The sequence below is a fragment of the Nocardiopsis endophytica genome, from assembly GCF_027706725.1.
Lineage (GTDB): Bacteria > Actinomycetota > Actinomycetes > Streptosporangiales > Streptosporangiaceae > Nocardiopsis_A > Nocardiopsis_A endophytica.
Genome location: NZ_JAQFWQ010000031.1, coordinates 46,898 through 66,332 on the forward strand (window position 1 = coordinate 46,898; position 19,435 = coordinate 66,332).

Below are 19,435 nucleotides of genomic sequence, written 5' to 3' on the forward strand. Positions count from 1 at the left end.
CCGATCGTGGGCGGCGCACCGCACCAGAGGGCCCAAGGCCCCTCGGCAGGGGGGCGGGTGCGCCGATGCGGCGGTCAGTCCAGCCGCAGGAGGGAGGGGAACGCCTCCGGTTCGAGGCGGCGCAGAATGGACCAGGCCGTCCCGGGGCGGCCGAGCATCAGGCTGCGGCTGTAGGTGTAGCGCGTGTCCCACCGGCTCGGATAGCGCTCCAGCACCGCGTCGAACAGATGCTCATAGAGCCCGTCGGCGGTCCCCGCCGGGAACAGGTCCGGCCGCTCCCGTGCGGCGAAGAGGACGGTCTCGGCGCTGCCCAGGTCCCCGTGGCAGTAGCTGGGGTTGTTGCCGAACCCGCGGGTGAGCGTCAGCTCCGCCATGCGGGCGATCCGGTCCTCGGGGATCGCGTCCGGCGCGTGGCGGCCCACCTGCAGTGCCCCGAGCAGCAGACCGGGCGCGCCGTGGCACCAGGCGTAGGAGCGCTCGTCCCCGCCCCATTCGCGGGGCCAGTCGCGGTCGTCCGGGTCCTGGGCGGCGGCGATGCCGTGAGCGAGGAGGAGGCCCGTCTCGCGGGCGCGCTCATCGCCGAAGACCGCCGCGTACTCCAGCAGGTAAGGGGCGATCCCGATGGTGCCGTGGGCGTACCCGGTGTGCCCGGTGGCGCGTCCGTCCGGGCCGGTATCGGCGAGCAGGCGCAGCTCGGTGTCGGCGGCCCGGCGGGCGGCACGGGCGATGCGTTTCCGCTCGCGGGCGTCCGCGCAGTTCCGGTGCAACGACAGGAGGACGGCCAGTGCCCCGGCGGCGCCGCCGACGAGGTCGGGCTCGGTGCACCCGTCGAGCGTCCGCGCGATGGCCTCGGCCAGGTCACCGGAGCCCGCGCCGGAGTCGTCGCCCAGCAGGCGTCTGGCCGTGGCCAGTGCGTAGGCCACTCCGGCGATCCCGCCGTAGGCGCCGGGCGGGGAGGGAAGGCCGCCGGGGCCGTCGTCGGCGAACCCCCGCTCCAGAGGGTCCAGCACGGCCAGTGCGGTGTCCCGGAAGTCCCGACGGCCGGTCGCATGCGCCAGCCCGGCCAGGACGAGTGCCGCCCCGCTGCTCCCGCTGTACAGGTCGGGCCCCAGCACGCCGGGGCTCCACTGCAGATCGTCGAGGGTGGCGATCTGCGGTGCGATCCACGTGGCGGGCGAGTCCGCGTCATCGCCGTGGATGACCGAGGCCACCAGGTCGTCGCCGATGCGAACGGCCTCGGCCAGCAGTCGAGAGCGGCCCACAGGCGCGGCGGGCGCGCGGCGGCCGGACGCCGCCGGGGCGAACCCGGTGGTCTCCTTGTCCAAGGGCAGCCGCGCGACGAACGCCAGGTCGACCATGTGCAGCTGGTGCTCGATCTCCTTCTCGTCCAACGCGAGGATCCGGTCGCGGACCGTGGCGGCCGGGGGCTCCTCGAAGGCGTCGGCGCGCACCACCGCCCCGTCCGCCTCCAGGGCGGTCGAACGCCCGGTGTAGGAGAAGTAGGGCACGTCGCCCGCGGCGAGCTGGGCGGCCTCGGCGCGGGTCAGGTCGTCGACGGCCCCCTTGGTCAGCGCCACCCGGTGCAGCAGGGCCGCGCGGACGAGGGGGTCGGCCACGGCCTCGGGGTGGCGTGCCATGCGCAGCAGCTGCGCGTAGAAGGCCGTGGGCTCGGCGACGTAGCGGAACCGGGCGTCGGCCAGGTGCTCCTCGACGGCGTCCGCAACCTCGGAGCGGTGGCGGGCCGCGAACTCCAGCACCCGCCGCAGTTCGCGCTTGATGGTGTCGCGCTGGGCCGCCGGGGACGGCTCGTCGACGCCTTCGGCGGTGTCCCCGCCGGGGCCGGACGCGGTGGCGGTGGCGAGCTCGGTGTGCATGTCGTCGCGCCCGCGGTTGCGCACCCGCAGGGCGCGGTACGGAGCCTGCTGCCCGGCCTCGTAGCCGACGACACCGACGTGCATGCCGCTGTCGGCGCCCGGCCGGCGCATCACCATCGGCAGTAGGCCGGTGCAGGCCACCGACTCGTTGAGGCGGCGCCCGGCGGACATCCAGGCGGAATCGGCGGTCTCGGGTATGCGCCAGCGCGGGGCGAAGAGGGTCTCGGCGTCGATGACGGTCGGACCCGCGGGGGAGGAGAGGAGGTTCTCGAAGTGGATGTCGACCCCCTTGACCAGGTAGAGCACGCCCGCGAGGCGTCCGAGGGCCCCGTAGTACTCCTCGGCGGTCCCGGAGAACGGGCCCGTGGCGACGAACGCGCTGAAACCCCCGGCGTCGGCGGGCAGGTACCGCACGGTCGGCAGGGCGGCGCCCATGCGCCGGTTCAGCCAGTCCACGAAGGCGTTGTAGCCGCGTTCGGCCTGCACCGGCCGCGGCTTGTAGAGGATCCGGCCACCGTCGTCGAACCCGATCTCGGCCACCGACAGGCCGCCGTTGTGGGTGTCGCCCCTCCCGAGCCGGACCGAGGTGATCCTGCTGCCCTCCCGCACACCGGGCATGCCGCGGTCGAGGGCCGCGCGATTGCGCTCCACCTCGCCGATGATGGCGAGCAGGTGGTCCGCGGCCGCCTGCACCTGGGCGCGGCACGAGCGGAACAGGTGGGGGTAGCGGCCGAGCAGGTGGCGGTGGCCGTCCGGGCTGTTCGTCCAGTGGCGGAAACTCCGGTAGCGCTCCTCAGCGGTCGCCCCGTCCAGGCCGCCGCTGCTGCGCAGCCGGTACAGCTCTTCGAGCAGGACGCGGACCATCGCGGCGCCCGTCCGCTCGGTCTGGTCGGCGATGAATCCGGCGGCGATGCCGGCGCCGGGGGCGACCTGCGGGGAGGCGGCGATCCGGGCCGCGAGGCCGTCGGACCAGGCCCGGGTCCAGTGGGCGTAGTAGTCCCGCATCCCGCCTTCGCCGTCCGCGCCGGGGTCGTAGTCGGGCGGCGGAGGGAACTCGCCTTCGTCGGCGGGGATATCGGCCGGTACCGCGACGAGATGCTCGACGAGGGCCTCGCGCACATCCTCGGAATCGAGTTCGGGCAGGTACTTGTCGATGACGACGCGCGCGTCGTCCGCCCCATGACCGTCCACCGTGGCTACTCCAGATTCGGATCGTCCCGCCCGGTGCGGCCGGGCGGTGGGTCGTGCTGCGGGCCCTGCCGGGCACGGCACGGCCCGCAGCGGTCTGCAGTGGTCTGCTCTAGGGGCAGATCCCCACGTCCTCCGTGAAGGTGACGCAGATGGGGAAGGTGAAGGAATCCTCGCAAGTGAAGCTGAGGGTGTTCGGGTGGGCGTCGGCGCCGAAGGCGATGCCCCGGAGGTTCTGGTCGTCGATCTCGACCAGGATTCCGGCGTTGGGGTTCGTCATGGAATGCTCCTCGTCGTGTTCAACGGGGCCGGAGCGGCCTCAGCAGCCGTCCTGGCATTCGACGGTGAGTGTGCAGACGCGTCCTTCGTTGCCGATGACCGCGCTGATGACGATGGTGCAGCCGTTGCTGATGGTGTTGGGGGCGGCGTCGGCGCCGAAGGCGATGCCCCGGAGGTTCTGGTCGTCGATCTCGGCCAGGATTCCGATATTCGGGTTCGGCATGGAACTCTCCTCGTCGTTTTCGGTCGAAGAAGGGGCGTTCTCAGCAGCCGTCCTGGCATTCGACGGTGAGCGTGCAGATCTTCCCCGGGTTGCCGAGGATGATGCTCGGCGTCGCGCACGAGGGATTGGTGATGGGATTCGGGTGCGCGTCGGCGCCGAAGGCGATCTGCGCCAGGCCCTGCTCGCCGATCTCCTCAAGGATTCCCGCATTCGGGTTCGTCATGGTATGGCCCTCCGGTCTCTCGGCGTATTCGCATCGAATGGCGGAGCGCGGGGGCGGCGGTTCCGCTCCGGAGAAGAGGGCCCGACGGTCGTTCGGGCCCCGCCGCCCTCGGGATGGCGGCTCCGGTGCGGACCGGGCCTTTTGTTCCCGGTTCCGACAGGAGAGATCCTGTCGGAACCGGAATGCGGGTTCCAGTGGACTTTAGGGGCCTGTACTTTCGGGAGGTGTACTTCAGGGAGAGGGGATCCCGGCGCGGGTGACAGGGCGTCCGTGGAGTATTACCGTTGGTCGTGGAATTCGGCGAGGATTTCGGCCGCGTCTTCGGCTCCTGAGCGGACGTTCTCGGTGGCCGTGGCACCGGCGGGATTGATGACGACCTCGTCGGCGCCTGCGGCGGCGTAGCCTTTCAATCCCTCGGCCACCTCCGCGGCGGAGCCGTAGAGGAAGACGCCGCCGTCGACGAGCCGCCCGGCCCCCTCCCACGGGTCGGCGGCACTGACGCGTAGGCCCGCCCGGTTCAGCATGTCGACGTAGTGTCCGGCGGACAGGTGCCCCTGCGCCGCCTCGAAGGCCAGCGCACGTGCGTCGCGGCCCGGTCTCCGGACGGCCGCGTGCACCACGGTCACCAGCCGGGGCGGCCGATCCGTGCCGCCGCCCAACGCCGGGACGACGGCATCGCGAAGGTACTCCGGCGGGGTCATCCACGTCACGGCCGCGTCGGCGACGCCGGCCGCGGCCCGCGCCATGCCGGGCCGCAGGACCCCCGCGGCCAGCTCGACGCGCGGGTGGTCGGTCTTCGCGAGGAGCGCGTCGCCGCCGTCCAGGTACCTGCGGACCTCGGCGAGGTAGTCGCGCACCGCCGCGGCCGGGCGCTCATAGGGGCGGCCCAGGAGGTGGGCGATGACCTCGGGGGTGCCCGCACCGAACCCCGCCACCACCGGGCGGCCGGTCAGCAGGGACAGTGCCCGGGCGTCGGCCGCCGCCTGGAAGGGGTGGCGCAACGGCGTGAGCTGTACCGATGTCCCTACGGGGACGCGGTACCCCGCTCCGGCGAGGTAGGCCAGCGCCGGCAGGGGGTCGCCCTGCGGCGAGGTCCCCATCCAGAGCCGGTGGGCGTCGCGGAGGCGGACCAGGTCGGCGAAGGGGCGGACCTCGTCGGCGTCCAGCGGGGTGTGGGGGAAGAGGAGGGACACGCGCATCGGGGATCAGGCCTCCCGTACCGTGTCGGCCGCGGCCCGGTCGTGGGAGAACCGGGCGGAGCACGCCGGGCACCTGCTCACGATGAAGGTCAGGGCGGCCTGGACGCGCGACTCCACGTCGAGCTTCTCGAATATCCGGGTGATGTGGGCTTTGACCGTCCGCTCGGTCACGGTCATCCTCCTGCTGATCTCCCGGTTGGAGCACCCGGAGGCGACCAGCAGCAGGACTTGGAGCTCGCGCCGGGTCAGGTCCTCGACCGCTTCGGGGTGGAGCGGGGGTCCTGCGAAGGGCGAGCGTGGTGGGGTCTGCACTCGTGTGTCCCTGTCCGTTTCTGTTGTGCGGCGGTCCGCACGCCCCGGTCCGATCGCGCCTCTCGGGGCGGGCCGAGCGGGGAGACCGCGCCGTGGGGACGAGGGCACGAATGGGAGCGTTCCCATGCATGGGGGAAGGGGGGCGGAGCGTCCTGGCGGGGGATGGGCCTCGATTCACGGTTGAGACGGTCCGCGGAATCCCGGTCGGGACCGGGGAAGGACAAGGGCTCGCGGCGCCTGCGGCTGCACAGCGGGGTGGCGCCTACCGCCCTGTCCCGCGCTCCCGGGGGCCGGTTCCGTCGCACCCGTCGATGCGGGGACCCATCAGAGGAGGCGCGAACGGGGCCGGGGTTCGCAGTCGTGGGGATACCGTGCGTGGTGGGCGTTGGTCGTTCTCTTGTCGGTGGTGCCCGATCCCTCGGTCGACGGCGGGCGGGAGGACACCCGCCGTTCCGGCCGAGATACCGGAAGGCGAACGGCACGGTAGTTACGTGTCTCGCTCTGAAGCAAACTCTTTCGATCCAGGGTGAAAATCCGAGGTCGGATCGGCCCCGGCCGGTGTCGGGGCCGGGCGTGGGCCCCGAACGACGGGCGGCGCCCGTGGCCGGAGGGGACTCCGGGCACGGGCGCCGCATGGGGGGTGGGGGAGAGGGCCGGGGGCTACAGGCCCAGAAGGTGCTCGATTCCCGCCATGGCGAAGTCGGCGGCGAACACCGCGGTCAGGATCCACATCAGCCAGCCCACCTCGCGGTACTTGCCGACGGCGGTCTTGATGATGGTGTAGGCGACGATGCCCGCCCCGATGCCGGTGGCGATGTCGTAGGTGAACGGCATCAGGGCGATGGTCAGGAACGCCGGGATCGCGATGGAGATGTCGCTCCAGTCGATGGCGCCCACGCCCATCATCATCATGGCCCCCACCAGCACCAGGGCGCACGAGGCCGCCTGGCCCGGGACCATCCCGAACACCGGGGAGAACAGGATCGCCAGCAGGAACAGCCCGCCGGTGACCAGGCTCGCCAGGCCGGTCCGGGCGCCCTCGCTGACGCCCGCCGTGGACTCCACGAACACCAGGGTGGCCGAGGAGCTGGTCAGCCCGCCCACCACGGCGCCGGCGCCGTCGGTGCCCAGGATCTGGTTGGTGCGCGGCATCTGCCCGTTCTCGTCGGTCAGCCCCGCCTTGTTGCCCACCGCCAGCACGGTGCCCAGCGCGTCGAAGAACCCGGCCAGGATCAGCGTGAACAGGATGACCGCCGCGCTGGCCGGACCCGCCTGGGTCCATGCCCCGAACAGGTCGACCTGGAAGAACAGGCTGAAGTCGGGTGCGGTGAACAGCGTCTCGGGCAGCCGCGGCGCCGAGCCGCCCCAGGTCTCGTCGCCGAGCCGGAACACGTAGGTGACGGCCACGGCGATGGCGGTGGCGGTGACGATCCCGTAGAAGATCGCCCCGGGCACGTTGCGGGCCAGCAGGACCGCCGAGACCAGCAGCCCGATGATGAACACCACCACGGGCCACCCGGCCAGGTGTCCGGTGGTGCCCAGCTGCAGCAGGCTGCCCTCGCCCGCGCTGACGAACCCGGCGTTGGCCAGCCCGATCAGCGCGACGAACATGCCGATGCCCACCCCGATGGCGAGCTTGAGGTTGTGCGGCAGCGCGTTCATCACCGCGGTGCGCACCCCGGTGACCACCATCAGGATGATGGCGATGCCCTGCCAGACCACCAGGCCCATCGCCTGCGGCCAGGTCATCTGGGGGACCGCCTGGTAGGCCACCACCGCCATGACGCCCAGGGCGGCGGCCAGCGCGATGGGCGCCCGGCCCAGCACGCCCATCAGGATGGTGACGATGCCCGCAGACAGCGCGGTCATCGTGGTGAGCTGCTCGAAGGTGGGAGCGTATCCGTTGACGTCCTGCGCCCCGCTGAGCACGATCGGGTTCAGGACGATGATGTAGGCCATGGCCATGAAGGTGGTCAGGCCTCCGCGGATCTCGCGCCCGTAGGTGGAGCCGCGTTCGGTCACGAAGAAGAACCGGTCGAGCCAGGATCGATCGGTCCTGGAGGCCGTCGCCGGGTCGGGCGTGGGCCCCTTCGCGTCGAGTCGAGTCATGTCCCCTCCTGGAGGGAGTCGGGTCCGGGCCTGCCCTGCCCGGTACCGCGTGCGGGGGGTCGGTTACTTTCTGTGACCACCTGTGGGTGCGCCCGGACGAGGCGCGTGCACAGGGGGCCGGTGCGGGGCCCCGCGCCCGCGGGCGGCCACGTTACCGCCGCGTGGGCCCAGGCCCCGTGTTCTCCTCTTCTCGCGTGCCTCCTGGGTCCGGAGGCTGCCCGTCCCGGCACCGAGGGCGCCGGCGGACCGGGACGGGCAGGATCGGGGGCGCTACAGCTCGATGCCCACGATGTCCTCAGGGCGCACCGGGGCGTGCGTCAGCGCGCGCCCGGTGGCGTCCCGCACCGCCGCCACGATCGCCGGTGTCGACGACAGCGTCGGCGGCTCGCCCGCGCCGCGCAGCCCGTAGGGCGCGTTGGGGTCGGCGTGCTCCAGCACGTCGATCCGCATCGGCGGGGTGTCCAGAATGGTGGGGATCAGGTAGTCGGTGAAGGACGGGTTGCGGATCTGGCTGTCCTTGACCTGGATCTCCTCCATGAGCGCCAGGCCCAGCCCCTGGGTGGAGCCGCCCTGGATCTGCCCGGCCAGCTGCTGGGGGTGCATGACCTTGCCGACGTCCTGCACCGCGTCCAGCGCCACCACCTTGACCAGGCCCAGCTCCACGTCCACGTCGACCACGGCGCGGTGCACGCACATCCCGAACTGGGTGTGCGAGTCGCCCTGGCCGAACGTGGGGTCGAGCATGTGCGTGGGCCGGTGGTGGAACTCGCGGGTCTCCTCGACCGGGCCGCCCTCCAGCACGTCGGCCAGCGGCGCCAGCACCCCGTCGGTCTCCGAGACGAGCTTGCCGCCCTGCAGCGACAGCACCGCGTCCGGGTGGCCGGGGGAGACCAGCCCGCGCTCGCGGGCGATCTCGAAGACGCGGGCCCGCACCGCCTCGCAGGCCGTCTTGACGGCGCCGCCGGTCATGTAGGACTGGCGGGAGGCCGAGGACGACCCGGCCGAGCCGACCTGGGTGTCGGAGGGGTGGATGGTCACCCGCTCCACGCCCAGCTCGGTGCGGGCGATCTGGCCCTTGACGGTGACCAGGCCCTGCCCGACCTCGGCCGCGGCGGTGTGCACCAGCGCGACCGGCTCGCCGCCGATCAGCTCCAGGCGCACCCGGGCGGTGGAGTAGTCGTCGAACCCCTCCGAGAAGCACAGGTTCTTCAGCCCCACCCCGTAGCCGACGCCGCGCACCACGCCCTCACCGTGGGTGGTGTTGGCCACCCCGCCCGGAAGGGTGCGCAGGTCGGAGGGGTCGGGAAGCTGCTCGCGGGCCACCGGCATCGGCATGTCCTTGGCGCGCTGCAGCATCTCGGCCATCGGCAGCGGCGTGTCCATGAGCTGGCCGGTGATGATCCGCGAGCCCTGCTTCATGGCGTTCTTGATGCGCAGGTCCACCGGGTGCATGCCCAGCTCGGCGGCGAGCCTGTCCATCTGCGACTCGTAGCCGAAGCACGCCTGCACCGCGCCGAAGCCGCGCATCGCCCCGCACGGCGGGTTGGTGGTGTACACGCCGTAGGCGTCCACCCGGACGTTGGGCACCTCGTAGGGGCCGATGCCCAGCGAGGAGGCCACGCCCACCACCGCCGGGGTCGCCGAGGCGTAGGCCCCGCCGTCGACGATGATCTCCAGGGTGGCGTACAGCAGCGTGCCGTCCGCCTCGGCGCCGTGCTCGAAGCGCATCTTGGCCGGGTGCCGGTGCACGTGGCCGTAGAACGACTCCTCGCGGTTGTACACGATCTTCACCGGGCGGCCGGTGTGCAGGGCCAGCATGCACGCGTGGATCTGCATGGACAGGTCCTCGCGGGCGCCGAACGCCCCGCCCACCCCGGCCAGGGTCAGCCGCACCTTGTCCTGGGGCAGGCCCAGGGCCGGGGCGATCTGGCGCTGGTCGACGTGCAGCCACTGGGTGGCGATGTACAGGTCCACGCCCCCGTCCTCGGCGGGCACGGCCATGCCCGACTCGGGGCCGAGGAAGGCCTGGTCCTGCATGCCCACCTCGTACTCGGTGGACACCACCGCGGCCGCCCGGGCGCGCAGCTCCTCCAGGGGGGCGCCGCCGGTGAAGGCGCCGGTGCGGATCGGCTGGTGGCGCACGACGTTGCCGTGCTGGTTGTACTCCTCGTGCACCGGCAGCGACCCGTCCTCGTGCACCAGGGGGCACTCGGGGTCGAAGGCGGCCCGCCGCGAGTCGCTGACCGGGTCCAGCACCTCGTAGTCGACCTTGACGCGCTCCAGGGCGCGGCGCGCGGTCTCGGGGTGGTCGGCGGCCACGATCGCCACCGGCTCGCCCTTGTAGCGCACCTTGTCGTAGGCGAGCACCGGCTGGTCCTCGTACTCCAGCCCGTAGCGCTTCTGCCCGGGCACGTCCTCGTGGGTGAGGACCGCGTGCACCCCCGGCACCTTGAGCGCCTCGGTGATGTCGATGCCCAGGATCCGGGCGTGCGGGTGGGGGCTGCGCAGCGTCATCCCCCAGAGCATGTCCTCCATCCACATGTCGGAGGAGTAGGCGAACTCGCCGGTGACCTTGAGCGTGCCGTCGGGGCGGCGGGGGCTGGCCCCCACACCGTCCCGGGTGGTGCTGGACAGGTCGCCCGGGGCCCGGGTCGTCGTGCCGGACATCACCGGCTCACCTCCTGGGTCAGTCGTCGGTGGGCGGCGCGGCCGGCCTCGGCGGCCTCGCCGTGGGAGACGGTGCGCAGCTCGCCGCGCTCGACCACGGTGCGGCCGCCGACCAGCAGCCGCTCCAGCGGCGGGACCGGGCCGAAGGTCAGGGCCACCACCGGGTCGTCGATCACGTCGTAGCCGAAGCCGTCGATGCGCCACAGCGCGATGTCGGCGAGCTTGCCCTCCTCCAGCGAGCCCAGCTCGTCCTGGCGGCCGAGCACCCGGGCGCCGCCCAGGGTGGCCATGTGCAGGGCCTGCCGGGCGCTGAGCGCCTGAGGCCCCTTGCGGGCGCGCGCCATCAGCAGCGCCTGGTGCATCTCGCCCGCCAGCGGGGTCAGCTCGCTGGAGGCGGGGCCGTCCACGCCCAGGCCCACCGGCGCACCGGCGGCCAGCAGCTCGGTGGTGCGGCAGATGCCCGCGCCCAGCCGGGCGTTGGAGGTGGGGCAGTGCGCCACGCCGGTGCCGGTCTCGGCGATGCGCGCGATGGCCGCGTCCGACAGGTGCACCGCGTGGGCGAACCACACGTCCTCGCCCAGCCAGCCCAGCTTCTCGGCGTACTCCACCGGGGTGCAGCCGAACTCGGCGGCGCACTTCTCCTCCTCGTCGAGGGTCTCGGCGAGGTGGGTGTGCAGCCGCACGCCCTTGGCGCGCGCCAGCTCGGCGGCGCCGCGCATCAGCTCGCTGCTGACCGAGAACGGCGAGCAGGGCGCCACCGCCACCCGGGTCATCGACCCGGGCGAGGGGTCGTGGTGGGCGTCGATGGCCGCGGCGGTGCCCTCCAGGGCCCCCTGGAGGGTCTCCACCACCGAGTCCGGCGGCAGCCCGCCCTGGGAGTGCCCCCGGTCCATCGACCCGCGGGCCAGGTCCAGGCGGATGCCGACCCGGCGGGCCGCCTCCACCTCGGCGGCGGCGATGTCGCCGCGCCCGGCCGGGTAGATGTAGTGGTGGTCCGAGGCGGTGGTGCAGCCCGACAGCGCCAGCCAGGCGGTGCCCGCGGTGGTGGTGCCGGAGACCACCTCGGCGTCCAGCCGGTGCCAGATCTCGTAGGAGCCCACCAGCCACTCGAACAGGGTGCCGTCGGCGAACAGCCCCTGGGTGGCCCACTGGTACAGGTGGTTGTGCGTGTTCACCAGGCCGGGCGTGGCAACGCAGCCGCGGCCGTCCACGCGCAGCGCCCCGGGGATGTCGGGCGCGGCGCCCGAGCCCACGCGGGTGATGCGCCCGTTCTCGGCCACGATGTGCCCGGCGGCGTACTCGGCGCCGCCCACCGTGGCGATGTAGGCGCCGTCGATGACGACGGTCCCGGTCCCCGCGCCGTCCGCGCCGCTGGTCGACCCGGTCATGCGGCACCGCCCGCCTTGGCGGACTCGCGCTCGGCGGCCACGCGCACCGCGTCGATGATCTTCTCGTAGCCGGTGCACCGGCACAGGTTGCCGGCCAGCGCCTCGCGGATCTCGGAGTCCTCGGGCACGCCCTTGCCGGCGCCCACGGTGCGGGCGATGAGGTCGTCGGTCTGCACCAGCAGGCCGGGGGTGCAGAAGCCGCACTGCACCGCGCCCATCTCCACGAACGCCTCCTGGACCGTGCCCAGGCGCTTCTCGTCGCCCTCGCCCTGCTTGTCGGCCAGGCCCTCGACGGTGCGCACGTCGCGCCCCTCGGCCTGCCCGGCGGCGACCATGCACGAACAGGCGGTCACGCCGTCCAGGTAGACCGTGCACGAGCCGCACTCGCCCTGCTCGCAGGCGTTCTTGCTGCCCGGCAGGCCCAGGCGCTCGCGCAGCACGTACAGCAGGCTCTCACCGGCCCACACGTCGTCGGCGCTGACCTGCTCTCCGTTGACGGTGAACGTCACGCGCATCGGGCGTCTCCCCTCGGGTCCTGCAGGCTCTTGCGGTAGTCGGTGACCGACCAGGAAAGGGCGCGGCGCGCCATCACGCCCACGGCGTGGCGGCGGTAGTCGGCCGACCCCCGCTGGTCGTCGATGGGGCGGGCGACCGAGGACACCAGCTCGCCGAAGCGGCGCACCACGGCCTCGTCCAGCACGGCGCCGCCGTCCCAGTCGAACTCCCCGGCCAGGAACTCCTCGGCCTCCTCGGCGCGGATCGGGGTCGGCGCCACCGACCCCAGGCCGGTGCCCACGGTCCGCTTGCCGGCGTCCAGGGCCAGGCTGAAGTTGGCCACCGCGATCACCATGGCGTTGCGGGTGCCGATCTTGGAGAAGTGCTGCGGCCCGGCCGGGCGGGGCAGCAGCACCGCGGTGATCAGCTCGTCGTCCTGCCGGGCGGTGCGGCGCAGCCCCAGGTAGAACTCGCGCGCCGGGACCCGCCGGGTGCCGCGCACCGACGCCAGCTCGATGACCGCGTCGGTGGCCAGCAGCACCGGGTGCGACTCCCCGGCGGGGGAGGCCCCGCCCAGGTTGCCGCCGACCGTGCCGCGGTTGCGGATCTGCGGCGAGGCCACCGACCGGGAGGCCTGCGCCAGCGCCGGGGCGCGCTCGCCCACCTCGGAGATGATCCGGGTGTAGGGCACGCCCGCGCCGAGGCGCACCCCGTCGCCGTCCGGTCCCCACTGGGCCAGCTCGGGCACGCGGGTCAGGTCGATCAGGGCCCCGGGCCGGTGCTTGTCGAAGTTCAGCTCGACCATGACGTCGGTGCCGCCCATGATCGGGACCGCGTCGGGGTGCGCGCTCTTGGCGGCAAGCGCTTCCTCCAACGTGGAAGGGCGCAGGAAGTCCATACTCGTCCTCGTCGTTGCGCGGGCGGACGGTCGCGCCGTTCGCCGTGTGGTCTACGCCGGGTGTGTATGTGAAGTACAACACTGGGGAACGCGGCGCGACCACCCGGTGAACCCATGAACCGGAGCCCTGGTCGCGGGTGGTGCTTTGTTGTTTCCTCCAACAACCCGTCGTGGGTTAACGTGGCCGCGTCGCGGCCCGCCGCGGCGCCAGACGAAGGGACTCCATGCGGCTCGGCGAACTTGTCTCCATCCCCCGGCTGAGGCTGCGCTTCCTGAGCGGAGCCGACCAGGCCCACCGCTCGATCCGCTGGGCCTACACCACCGACCTGCTGCGGCCCGCCCGCTACCTGACCGGCGGCGAGCTGGTCCTCACCGGCATGATGTGGCGGACCGGCCCAGAGGACTCGGAGGTGTTCGTGTCCTCGGTGGCCGAGGCGGGGGCGGCCGCCGTGGGCGCCGGGACCGCCCTGGGCGAGGTCCCCCGAGACCTGGTCGAGGCCTGCGCCCGGCACGGCGTCCCGCTGCTGGAGGTGCCCGCCGAGACGTCCTTCGGCGCGGTCACCGAGGAGGTGCTGCGGCTGATCAACCGGCGCCGCTTCACCACCATCGCCGAGAACCGGGACCGGCACCGCCGGATGATGGCCGAGGTCGCCGCCGGGGCCGACTTCCCCGCCGTGTTCGCCACGGCCGCCGAGCAGGCGCGGCTGCGCGCCTGGGTGCTCTCCAGCACCGGCCGCGCGGTCGCCGCCGCGGGCCCCGGCCTGGGCGGGCAGGCCCGAGCCGAACTGGCCGCCCGCGCCCTGTCCTGGCCGTCGTTCCCGCGCAGCACGGCGCTGCCCGGCGGCGGGGGGTCCGGGCGCGAGCTGACCGTGATGCCGGTGCAGACCCGCGACTCCCACCCGCTGGCGGGGTGGCTGCTGGTGTGCGAGGGCCGCCACGAGGACTGGGAGGAGGAGGTCCACGAGGCCGTCGCCGAGCTGGCCTCCATCGCGGTGCTGGCCCGCAGCCGGGAGGAGGAGCGGGCGCTCAACGACGCCCGGCACGCCGAGGCGCTTCCCCGGCTGGTGGAGGAGCAGCGCCTGGAGGAGGTCGAGGCGCTGCTGCGCGCCGCGGGCGCCGAGCCGGGGCCCGGCCGCGGGCACGTGGTGGTCAGCGCCGCCCTGGCCCCCGAGCCGCGCCTGCCCGACCTGGCCCGCCGGGTGCTGGGCGAGCTGCTGGCCGAGCGGCCCGGTGCGGTGGTCACCGGGGAGGGCGACGTGCTGGCGGTGGTGCCGGTGCCGGACGCGGCCGAGGAGGGCGCCCGCGCCGCCGAGGGGCTGCACGCCGAGCTGGAGCGCGGGGCGCGGGCCCTGGAGCCGGGGCTGGTCGACTACAGCCTGGCGGTGGGCATCTGCTCGACCCCGCGCGAGCTGGGCGACCTGCGCGGGGCGGCGGCCGAGGCGCGGCACGCGCGCAGGCTGGCGGGGCTGCGCCGGGGGAGGGCCCAGGTGATCGCCGGGGCCGAGATCGACTCGCACGAGCTGCTGCTGGCCTCGGTCCCCGAGGAGGTGCGGGCCTCCTACCGGGAGCGGCTGCTGGGGCCGCTGCTGGCCTACGACCGGGACCACCGCTCGGACCTGGTGGAGACCCTGGAGCGGTTCCTGGAGCACTCGGGGTCCTGGCAGCGGTGCGCGTCGGCGATGCACGTGCACGTCAACACGCTGCGCTACCGCATCGGCAGGGTGGAGGAGCTGACCGGGCGCGACCTGAGCCGCCTGGACCACCGGGTCGACCTGTTCCTGGCCCTGCGCCTGCGCGGCTGACGGCGGCCGGCCGCCCGGCGGGCGCGGTTCCACAGAATTTCTCGGCGGGGTGTGCATGCTCCCGCCCGCAGCGGGTTAGGGCCCGGGACGAGGCGCGAGGGGCGGTGACCCGGCGCCCCCGCCTCCACCCGGACCTCCGCCCGGGTGCACGCCGCCTCGGGCGCGGCGCCGGGGTTCTGGGGGGGTGCCCCGGTGCCCCCGAGGTGGGCCACAGGGGGGATCCAGCGGAGGACGGCCGGTGCCCGGCCCGTTCGAGCGGCGGGCCGGGCACCAGGAGCGAGGGCGCCGCCCGCCTTCGGCCCGGGGGAGGCCCCGGCGGTGTTTACCCGCGGTCCCCGCAGGTAGCGGACCCGAGACGGGGAACCGAGCCGAGGAGGACCCGATGCCCACCCAGACCCAGGAGTTCCTGCGGACCCACCCGCGCGACGTCGTGGGGGACGCCGAACTCCTCTCCTCAGCCATCGAACGCCTGGCCGCCTGCGCGCAGGCGTGTGTCGCCTGTGCCGACGCGTGCCTGGGCGAGCGCGACGCGGTGGACCTGGTGCCGTGCGTCAGGATGAACCAGGACTGCGCGGACGTGTGCGACGCGACCCTGAAGGTCCTGTCCCGGCGCACCGCCGCCGACCCGCTGATGCAGCGCGCCCTGCTGTCGGTGTGCGCCGAGTACTGCCGCGCCTGCGCCGAGGAGTGCCGCCGCCACGCCGACCGGCACGAGCACTGCGCCTTGTGCGCCGACACCTGCATGCTGTGCGAGGACGCCTGCACCCGCCTGATGGCGCGCATCGGATGACCGGCGAAGGGGCAGACCACACGCGGGGGCCGCCCCGTCCAAGGGCGGCCCCCGCCGCTCTGTGCCGCTCTGTCGCCGACACCGTCACATGTTGTTGGGCTCGGCCGCGCTGATGTCGGCCAGCGCCGACCTCGGGTCCCGCTCCAGCGCCAGGTCGCCCAAGGACACCACGCCCAGCGGGCGGTCCTCTTCGACGACAGGGAGCCGGCGGATGCTGTGCTCGCGCATCAGCCGCACGGCCTCGGTCACGCGCGTGTCCGGGCCGACGGTCACCGTCTGCCCGGTGAACGACCGGTCGACCGTCTCGGTGGAGCAGTCCGCCCCCTCGGCGACGCAGCGCACCGTGATGTCGCGGTCGGTGACCAGCCCGTGCAGTCGGCCGTCCTGCGCGATGAGGACGTCCCCGACCTCCTTGTCGCGCATGATCCGGGCGACGTCGCGCAGCGGCGTCCCGGGAGCGACGGTATAGGGCGGGGTCGTCATGACCTCGCGAACGGTCTCGGCCATGGTGGACTCCTTCCCTGGAGTTCGCCCCGCGCCTGACCTGCGCGGGGGCATCGCCCTTCCGCTACCAGGTCCGGGGCGCTTGAAACCCGCGGGGGCGCCCGCCGTGCGCCGCGCCCGGCCAGGCCCGGCCGTCCACCCGCAGCCACGGTTCCCCGGCCAGGGCGGACGGGGGCTCCCCGGCGAACGCCGCCACCTCCCGGTGCAGATGGGACTGGTCAAAGTAGCCGCACTCGGCGGCGACCTGGGCCGGGGGGCCGCCTTCGGCCAGACGGTGCGCGGAGCGGTCGAAGCGCACCAGCGCGGCGGCGCGCTTGGGCGGCAGGCCGATCTGGGACCGGAACCGGGACCACAGGCGCTTGCGGCTCCAGCCGACCTCCGCCGCGAGCGCCTCGACCCGCACCCTGCCCCGGGCGGCCGCGATCCGCGACCAGGCCCACGCCACCTCCGGCTCCGCGGGGCGCGCCGCAGCGCACCGGCGGGCCACGAACTCCTCGGCGAGGGCGAACCGCCCCCGCCAGGAGGGCGCGGCGGCCAGCCGCTCCCGGATCCGGCCCGCCTCCGCGCCCCACAGGTCGTCGAGGAGGGCCACCGCCCCCTCCAGCCCGCCCGGGGGCACGCCCAGCACCGCGCGCGCGAGCGCCGGGGAGAGCCGTACCTGCAGGCATTCGACGTGCCGCCCCCATGCCATGACCCCTCCTCCCGACCCGGCTCCCGGCCCCGCGGCCACACTGCCCCGGTACCGGCGCCCCCCGACCTCCACGGAGGGCCGGTCGGACCCGAACTCCAGGAACAGTGCCACCGCCGGATGGGGGACCATCCGGACCGCCTCCGCACCCGGCACGGTGAACCCGGCCATGTCGAGCCCCGCCTGCCGGACGGGGCGCCCGGGACGCGCCACGCGCCAGTGGGCCGGAGCGGTGCGCGCGCCCGCGGCGGACTCCACGGACTCCATGGCCGCATCCTACGGAGCGCCGGGGAGGGGACATTCGTCCAATACACCTGCCCCGTGCGGCCGCAGAGTGGGGCCATGACCATGCTGAGCCTTGACGACGGCGACATCCACATCCGCCAGGACGGCCCCGGAGACGCCCCCGCCCTCCTGCTCCTGCACGGCACGGCCTCCTCCACGCGCTGCTGGGACACGCTGGTCCCGGAGCTGCGCGGCGCCCACCGCGTGCTGCGGAGCGACCTGCTCGGCCATGGCCGGTCCGGGGAGCCGTCCGCCGGCGGCTACGCGGTCCCCCGGCAGGCGCGCAGGGTGGGCCGCGCCCTGGACCTGCTCGGTGTCGGGCGCGTGGTGGCCGTGGGGCACTCCTCCGGTGGGGCGGTCGCCACCGCGCTGGCCGAGGAGCGGCCCGGACTGGTGGCCGGGATCGTCCTCATCGGCACCGGCCCCCGGCCGGCGGCCTTCACCGGAGCACAGGCCCCCGCGATCGGGCCCGACGACTGGCCGCCGCCCGAGGAGGCGATCCGCGCCCTGGTCGCCGCCGGGTTCGCCCGCGCCGACACCCCGGTCCCGCAGGAGCTCGTGGACGACGCGCGCGGCATGAGCCACCGGGCGTTCACCGAGTCGATGCGGGCGACCACCGAGTACATGGAGCAGGAGGCCCTTCCGGAGCGGCTGGCACGGCGGGGCGTGCCGCTCACGGTGGTGTTCGGCGACCGGGACCCCAGGTGGCGCCCGGCTTCGGCCGCCGAGTACCGCGCCGTGCCGGGTGCCCGCGTCCACATGCTGCCGGGCGTCGGCCACTTCCCCTTCATCGAGGACCGGGCGCGGACCGCCGCCCTGCTGGCGGACGCCGCTGGTAAGGCTAATGTCACCCCGCAGTGAGGTCGCCCGCCGGGCACAGCGGTAGCGGACGGGCATGGAGCCACCTGAGGGCATGATCCCTTCCGGACCCGGCGACGGCGGCGCCGGGCAGGACGTGATCGACCTGCTCACCGCCGAGCACCGGGAGCTGTGCACCGCCTTCTCGCACCTGTGCGCGGCGGCGTCCGAGGACGGGCCGCGCGACCCCCGGGTGCGCCCGCAGGCCGAGCGGGCGGTGGCGGCCCTGGTGCGCCACCTGTCCACCGAGGAGCAGCTGCTCTACCCCCGGCTTCGGGGCGTGCACGCCGACGGAGCCGTCGACCGGGCCCTGGTCCGGCACCGGGAGCTGGAGGGCTGGATGCAGGACCTGGAGCGGCTGACCGGATCCGACCCCGGATTCGGCCACCTGCTGCGGCTGCTGGCCGACGGCGTGCGGTGGCACGCGGCCGAGCAGGAGTCCCTCCTCTTCCGCCGGTTCGCCCGCGACATCACCGAGGACGAGCGCCTGCGCATCGGCGAGCAGGTACCGACCGCCCGTGCGCTGGCCCCCACCCGCCCGCACCCCGGAGTCCCCGACGCCCGGCCGCTGAAGGCACTGGTCACACCGTGGATAGGAGTGGCCGACCGGGTGCGCGACTTCCTCTCCCAGCGAGGCGGATGAGTGCGGTGATGGCGCCTGTCGGCCCGGCGCGTCCTCCCCCTCCTGCTCATTGCTCCTGATCTCGGGGAGGGGCGGCTCGGCTGGTACCCCGCTCAAGGACCCCGGCCGGGAGGCGGGCCGCCGGGGTGTGGGGTGGAGGGCGGCGACGAGGAGAGGTCGGCGGCCCTCGGCGCAGCGCTGTCGGGCGCGGCGCGTGTGCGTGGTCACCGTGACGGGCAGCGACGGCGACAGCCGGGCGCTTCCCCGGCCCCGCCTGCCGGGCGGCAGGCCCCGGGCGGTCCGGGAAGGGGACGCGGTGGGCAGGGTTCGCGCTCTTCGTCGCCCGGGACGTCCTTCGGACGCGCCCCGCGAACCCCGGCAGTTGCGTGACCTGGGTGAACACTCCGCGTTAAGGGTGAGAAGGGGCGGCGAGGGCGCTCGGCGACACCCGCGCAGGACCCGGGGCGACGAACATGGCCGTACCAGAACGGGATTCGGGAACAGAATGCCCGGTTCGTGCCCGTTTGGGCTGCCCGGACCGCCGTCCGGGGTGGGTGTGCGGTCGACCGGTCGTACCAGCCGCGCATCCAAGGCCCCGAGGGGGCCGATATCGACTACACGCGGTAACACCGGGCCCGACAAACGGCTCCGATGTGCCGTTTAAGGCCCTTCTGGAACCGAATCCCGTTCTGGTGTCGCGATGACCGTGCACCCGCGCCGCCCGCGAGGCCGCTCCGGGCGTCGAACGGGGCGCGGGAGGAGTCCGGCTCACTGGAAACCGTACAAACCGGGCGCCGTGCCGGTATGGGATCGACGGGAACCCGCCTTCCGGGCACCCCGGGCCCCCTGGGGCAAACCTGGGTGGTGATATCGACACCTGATCCGCCAAAAAGCGTCGGTTTCACGACACAGGATGCCCGCCCCCTCTCCCGCTACCCGATATGCCCGGTATGCGCCGCCCGGACGGCCCTCCCCTCGATGATCTCGGGGAACTCGGGGTTAAACCGGACACGATAAGCCCGACTTCCCCG

General features: G+C 73.9%; 17 protein-coding genes. 4 read left to right on the forward strand and 13 right to left on the reverse strand.

Annotation, left to right across the window (positions count from 1 at the left end; all coding sequences use genetic code 11):
* Positions 1 to 74: 74 nt before the first annotated feature.
* From O4J56_RS12990 to O4J56_RS13040, 11 genes are all read right to left on the reverse strand, one after another.
* Entirely contained in the window at positions 75 to 3,065 is a 2,991-nt protein-coding gene (locus O4J56_RS12990; protein ID WP_270686003.1) for a type 2 lanthipeptide synthetase LanM family protein, read from the reverse strand.
* Positions 3,066 to 3,174: 109 nt separating this feature from the next.
* Positions 3,175 to 3,342, reverse strand: coding sequence for a hypothetical protein (locus tag O4J56_RS12995; protein ID WP_270686004.1), 168 nt, complete (start codon positions 3,340 to 3,342; stop codon positions 3,175 to 3,177).
* Between the two features lie 39 nt (positions 3,343 to 3,381).
* Positions 3,382 to 3,690 carry a plantaricin C family lantibiotic gene (locus tag O4J56_RS13000; protein ID WP_270686021.1) on the reverse strand — a complete coding sequence of 103 codons (309 nt, stop codon included), beginning with the start codon at positions 3,688 to 3,690 and terminating at the stop codon, positions 3,382 to 3,384.
* Positions 3,605 to 3,787: a plantaricin C family lantibiotic gene (locus O4J56_RS13005; RefSeq protein WP_270686005.1), complete on the reverse strand. Its 183-nt coding sequence runs from the start codon at positions 3,785 to 3,787 to the stop codon at positions 3,605 to 3,607. The genes O4J56_RS13000 and O4J56_RS13005 overlap by 86 nt, the downstream gene beginning before the upstream one ends.
* 278 nt (positions 3,788 to 4,065) lie before the next feature.
* Positions 4,066 to 4,986 carry an LLM class flavin-dependent oxidoreductase gene (locus O4J56_RS13010; RefSeq protein WP_270686006.1) on the reverse strand — a complete coding sequence of 307 codons (921 nt, stop codon included), beginning with the start codon at positions 4,984 to 4,986 and terminating at the stop codon, positions 4,066 to 4,068.
* A gap of 6 nt (positions 4,987 to 4,992) precedes the next feature.
* Entirely contained in the window at positions 4,993 to 5,298 is a 306-nt protein-coding gene (locus tag O4J56_RS13015; RefSeq protein ID WP_270686007.1) for a response regulator transcription factor, read from the reverse strand.
* A gap of 660 nt (positions 5,299 to 5,958) precedes the next feature.
* Positions 5,959 to 7,407, reverse strand: a complete 1,449-nt coding sequence (locus tag O4J56_RS13020) for an NCS2 family permease (protein WP_270686008.1) — start codon at positions 7,405 to 7,407, stop codon at positions 5,959 to 5,961.
* Between the two features lie 270 nt (positions 7,408 to 7,677).
* Complete coding sequence (gene pucD, locus O4J56_RS13025) at positions 7,678 to 10,074, reverse strand: xanthine dehydrogenase subunit D (protein WP_270686009.1); 2,397 nt, start codon at positions 10,072 to 10,074, stop codon at positions 7,678 to 7,680.
* Positions 10,074 to 11,462 (reverse strand): 8-oxoguanine deaminase, encoded by a 1,389-nt coding sequence (locus tag O4J56_RS13030; RefSeq protein ID WP_270686010.1) that lies wholly within the window; start codon positions 11,460 to 11,462, stop codon positions 10,074 to 10,076. The genes pucD and O4J56_RS13030 overlap by 1 nt, the downstream gene beginning before the upstream one ends.
* On the reverse strand, positions 11,459 to 11,977 hold the full coding sequence (locus O4J56_RS13035; RefSeq protein ID WP_270686011.1) for a (2Fe-2S)-binding protein: 519 nt from the start codon (positions 11,975 to 11,977) through the stop codon (positions 11,459 to 11,461). Before O4J56_RS13035 ends, O4J56_RS13030 begins: the two co-directional genes overlap by 4 nt.
* Positions 11,968 to 12,855 (reverse strand): FAD binding domain-containing protein, encoded by an 888-nt coding sequence (locus tag O4J56_RS13040; RefSeq protein ID WP_270686012.1) that lies wholly within the window; start codon positions 12,853 to 12,855, stop codon positions 11,968 to 11,970. The genes O4J56_RS13035 and O4J56_RS13040 overlap by 10 nt, the downstream gene beginning before the upstream one ends.
* Positions 12,856 to 13,079: 224 nt before the next feature.
* Here O4J56_RS13040 and O4J56_RS13045 point away from each other — a divergent pair, with 224 nt between their 5' ends.
* Entirely contained in the window at positions 13,080 to 14,657 is a 1,578-nt protein-coding gene (locus tag O4J56_RS13045) for a PucR family transcriptional regulator (protein ID WP_270686013.1), read from the forward strand.
* Positions 14,658 to 15,039: 382 nt separating this feature from the next.
* The gene (locus O4J56_RS13050) at positions 15,040 to 15,447 is read left to right on the forward strand and encodes a four-helix bundle copper-binding protein (protein ID WP_270686014.1); all 408 of its coding nucleotides are present in this window, start codon (positions 15,040 to 15,042) and stop codon (positions 15,445 to 15,447) included.
* A gap of 84 nt (positions 15,448 to 15,531) precedes the next feature.
* Here O4J56_RS13050 and O4J56_RS13055 read toward each other — a convergent pair whose 3' ends face one another.
* Together O4J56_RS13055 and O4J56_RS13060 are read right to left on the reverse strand one after the other, a co-directional pair.
* Entirely contained in the window at positions 15,532 to 15,954 is a 423-nt protein-coding gene (locus O4J56_RS13055) for a CBS domain-containing protein (RefSeq protein ID WP_270686015.1), read from the reverse strand.
* Positions 15,955 to 16,015: 61 nt separating this feature from the next.
* Positions 16,016 to 16,906, reverse strand: a complete 891-nt coding sequence (locus tag O4J56_RS13060) for a helix-turn-helix domain-containing protein (RefSeq protein ID WP_270686016.1) — start codon at positions 16,904 to 16,906, stop codon at positions 16,016 to 16,018.
* 75 nt (positions 16,907 to 16,981) lie between these two features.
* On the opposite strand from O4J56_RS13060, the gene O4J56_RS13065 reads away from it, so the two are divergent.
* Both O4J56_RS13065 and O4J56_RS13070 read left to right on the forward strand, forming a co-directional pair.
* Positions 16,982 to 17,785, forward strand: a complete 804-nt coding sequence (locus O4J56_RS13065) for an alpha/beta fold hydrolase (RefSeq protein WP_270686017.1) — start codon at positions 16,982 to 16,984, stop codon at positions 17,783 to 17,785.
* Between the two features lie 52 nt (positions 17,786 to 17,837).
* On the forward strand, positions 17,838 to 18,425 hold the full coding sequence (locus tag O4J56_RS13070; protein ID WP_270686018.1) for a hemerythrin domain-containing protein: 588 nt from the start codon (positions 17,838 to 17,840) through the stop codon (positions 18,423 to 18,425).
* The last annotated feature ends 1,010 nt before the right edge of the window (positions 18,426 to 19,435 follow it).